This window comes from Pseudopedobacter sp. (assembly GCF_040392825.1).
Classification (GTDB): domain Bacteria; phylum Bacteroidota; class Bacteroidia; order Sphingobacteriales; family Sphingobacteriaceae; genus Pseudopedobacter.
The window spans coordinates 1-3,896 of the sequence record NZ_JBEBVH010000325.1 but is presented as its reverse complement, the minus strand read 5'-3'; the positions used below and the strand labels follow the sequence as shown (position 1 = coordinate 3,896).

Annotated in this window: 2 protein-coding genes; both read right to left on the bottom strand. The window is 39.0% G+C overall.

What is annotated here, in order from left to right:
• Positions 1 to 221: 221 nt before the first annotated feature.
• Positions 222 to 2,462: a beta-glucosidase BglX gene (gene bglX, locus ABWO41_RS16320; protein WP_353140311.1), complete on the bottom strand. Its 2,241-nt coding sequence runs from the start codon at positions 2,460 to 2,462 to the stop codon at positions 222 to 224.
• Positions 2,463 to 2,480: 18 nt separating this feature from the next.
• Positions 2,481 to 3,896 (bottom strand): glycoside hydrolase family 3 C-terminal domain-containing protein (locus ABWO41_RS16315; protein ID WP_353140309.1); only part of this gene is annotated, 1,416 nt, incomplete at its 5' end.

The following is a 3,896-nucleotide window of genomic DNA, read 5'->3' as shown; positions in this document are numbered from 1 at the left end:
TCAACCGATATTTCTTTTTCGGTCTTACTTAAAGCCAATGCTGGCATCGCCAATAGCAGAAGAAATGATATGAGGATATTTTTCATTGTTTTATGTTTTTTAACTTGTATACAGTTACTTATTTAATTGTTCCTGATGTCTCGAAGCCTCCAAATACATTCGACTCCGCTTCAGGACGACAACCGACACAGCATTTTACCGCGAACATGACATCATCTAATTTATTCAACTTCAAAATTTGCTTCTAATCCAGTTTCACTATTGGTTCCTACCATGACTTTAAATTTGCCCGGCTCTACTGTTTTTTTCATATCTATATTCCAAAAAGCCAAATCAGATACTGGAAGATTAAAGTGAATAGTATTTATCTCACCTGCTTTCAATTCTAACCGTTCAAAACCTTTCAACTCTTTTACAGGGCGTGTAACAGAACCTACTATATCTGTTATATATAATTGTACGACTTCTGTTCCTTTGTATTCTCCGGTATTCTTAATCTTTAAACTTACAGAAAGAGTATCGTTTTTATTCAATTTAGTTTTATCTATCTTCAAATCAGTATATTCAAATGTGGTATAGGATAAACCATAACCAAAAGGATATAAAGGCTTTGAGCCAATATCGAGATAGTACGAAGAATGCCCCAACACAGACTGTTTTGCATTTAAAGGTATTTCATCTATTGATTTTTCATTTCCTTTAGCCGGGCGACCAGTATTTGTATGATTATAATAAATTGGTATTTGCCCAACTCCTTTCGGAAATGTTACCGGCAACTTGCCTACCGGAATAGCTTTTCCAAATAGCATATCTGCTATTGCCGGACCTCCCATTGTTCCCGGATGCCAGGCATATAATACCGCATCTGATTGTTCAATTTCTCTTCCTATGGTTAAAGGTCTGCCGGCCATCACTACAGTTACCAAAGGCTTACGTGTAGCTTTCAATTGCTTAATTAATTCGGATTGTGCTCCCTGCAAATTGAGTCCTGCCAGACTGTGCGCTTCTCCGGTTAAAATCGCTTCTTCACCTACAAATACAACAATGGCGTCTACTGAATGCGCTATACGCAAAACTTCATCAAAACTTGATTGATTCTTATCTCTACTATAGGTAAGCCCTGGCATAAAATGTATTTTCACCTTGTCTCCGTACATACTTGCAACAGCTTTTGCCGGGGTTTGGGTTTTATCAGTCTCACCGTCCATAGTCCATGTCCCCAACTGATCATGAGATGCATCTGCTAATGGGCCAGTTATTAAAATACTTTTGATATTTGAAGATAAAGGCAAAGTCTTATTATCGTTTTTTAACAGCACCACAGATTCTTCGGCCACCTTTTTTGCCACAGCTAAATGCTTTGCGGAATAAGTTTCGGTAGGTTTATGGATATCAGTATAAGGCTGTTCAAATAGCCCTAATTTGTATTTTAATCTTAAAACATTTCGTACCGCATCATTAAGTACAGATTCTGGTACTTTTCCTTCTGCTATCAATTTCTCGAGATTTTGGATAAAAGATTTTGATGACATCTCTACATCCAAACCAGCATTAATAGCTATTTCCGCAGCGTGTTTTCTGTCTTGGGCAAAACCATGCTTTATCATTTCGGTTACCGAGCCCCAATCTGATAACGTTACGCCATCAAACTCCCATTCTTTACGGAGCATATCTCTCAAAAGATTTTTGTTTCCTGTTGCAGGTATACCATCGTTGTCATTAAACGAAGTCATGATACTTGCAGAACCTGCTTCGATCGCTTGTTTAAACGGCGGGAGATAAACTTCCCGAAGCTGTCTTTCGGGTATATAGGTCGAATTATAATCACGTCCTCCTTCGGCGGCCCCGTAACCGATAAAATGTTTCAGACAGGCTGCCATAGACTGCGGATGAGAAAGGTCTTCTCCCTGAAAACCTTTCACTACAGCTACTGCCATCTTTCCGGTAAGATAGCTATCTTCACCAAAACTTTCGGCTATACGCCCCCAGCGGGCATCTCTTGAAATATCTATCATGGGCGCAAAAGACCAACGGATACCATGTTCGGTAGCTTCTATTGCGGCTATTCTTGCTCCTTCTTTGATCAAATCGGGGTTAAAAGTCGCAGCCTGACCTAATGGGATAGGCAGCATGGTTTTAAAGCCATGTACTACGTCCCGTGTAAAAATTAATGGAACTTTAGTACGGGATTCTTTACATGCTGCTTCCTGAAGCTGATTGATAACTTTGGGATCGGTAATATTCATTAATGAACCTACCTCTCCTTTGCGTACCAGTTCTTTTAACTGCTCTACAGTTCCATGTATACCTCTGCCATCCAGTTGATTCAACTGGCCGATTCTTTCTCGTATAGTCATTTTCGATAGAACAGTTTCGATTTTCTGCTCTGCAATCTGCTGCGACCGACCGTAAACCGGAAAAAGTACCGATAACAGAAATAGTATGTATAGATGTTTCTTCATGTTAATTCAATTTTTGAACTAATTACCCACAGTAACCTTTTGAAAAATCTGATCTTTATTCAATGAACTTCCTCCAGCCATCAAAGTGAAACTTCCCGGTTCAAAAACATACTTTCCTCTACTGTCATAGTAACTGAAAACCTCTTTATCTAAAGAGAAATTCACTATTTTCTTTTCGCCTTTTTGAAGATGAATCCGCTGAAATCCAACCAGTAACTTTACAGGCCGGGTCGTAGAACTGAAATCATCTCTCAAGTATAGCTGTACTACTTCTTCTCCTGCTACTTGTCCGATATTCTCTACCGTAAAAGTCACATTTAAAGGTTCTCCATATTTAATACTCTTCGGACAATTTAATGCTTCATACTTAAAACTGGTATAGCTTAATCCGTAACCAAAATCGTACAAAGCTTCTTTCGCCCCATCAATAAAAGGATGGGAATACTGAGACGGTTTTTGATAGTAATAAATAGGTATCTGCCCTACATGCCTCGGAATCGTAATAGGTAATTTGCCGCTTGGATTCACTTTTCCGTATAATATTTCTGCAATTGCCTGCCCACCGAATGAACCGGGTTCCCATGCTTCTAAAATTGCGTCTACATTTTCTTCTAACCAGGGCGTTGCCAGAGGTCTGCCATTTATTAACACTACTATAACCGGCTTTCCTGTTTTTTTAAGTTCTTCTACTAAATATTGTTGTTTTCCCCAAAGCGTAATGTCCATTCGGTCGCGATTTTCTCCTCCGGTTTTCTCTTTCCAGTGTTGCCTGAATGAATCCTCACCTAAAGCCAGGATAATTAAATCCATATTTTCTGCTATCTTAATAGCCTTTGCAATGGAATCGGTATTCAATGCTCGCAGGTTCCAGCCTACATCGACATAGTTAACTTCACTTCCTGTAGATAAATCTCTGATTCCATCCAGAACTGTTTTATAATTTATACGAGGTTGTTCGAACACCCAATCGCCCATGATTGATTGGTTGTCTGCGTTAGGTCCCGCTACCAGAATATTTTTGTATTTACCTGCCGCTATTGGAAGAAAGTTGTCTTTATTCTTCAACAGAACAATACCTTTTCGGGCTATGTCTAATGCGGTTTGCTGATGCTGTTTGGTAAACAATAATTTTTTCAGATTTTTCTCGTCTGCATATCTCTTTTCAAAAAGTCCCAGCATAAATTTCGCTTCGAGGATTTTTTCGCAAGCGGCATTAATTCTTTCTTCAGAAAGTTTTCCTTCCGAAACAAGCTCTTTAATACTTTCTAAAAACTCGGGACCATGCATGTGCATATCCACACCTGCATCTACAGAAACCCTGAATGCTTCTTTTATGGTAGAAGCAATTTTATGCTTTCGACTCAGCGCTTCCATATCCATCCAGTCACTTACAATAAAACCTTCAAATCCATATTCATTTCTCACAATATCTGT

Bases quoted from the DNA above. Each gene is read 5' to 3' on its own strand.
- bglX (WP_353140311.1), bottom strand. From the start codon at position 2,462: ATGAAGAAACATCTATACATACTATTTCTGTTATCGGTACTTTTTCCG.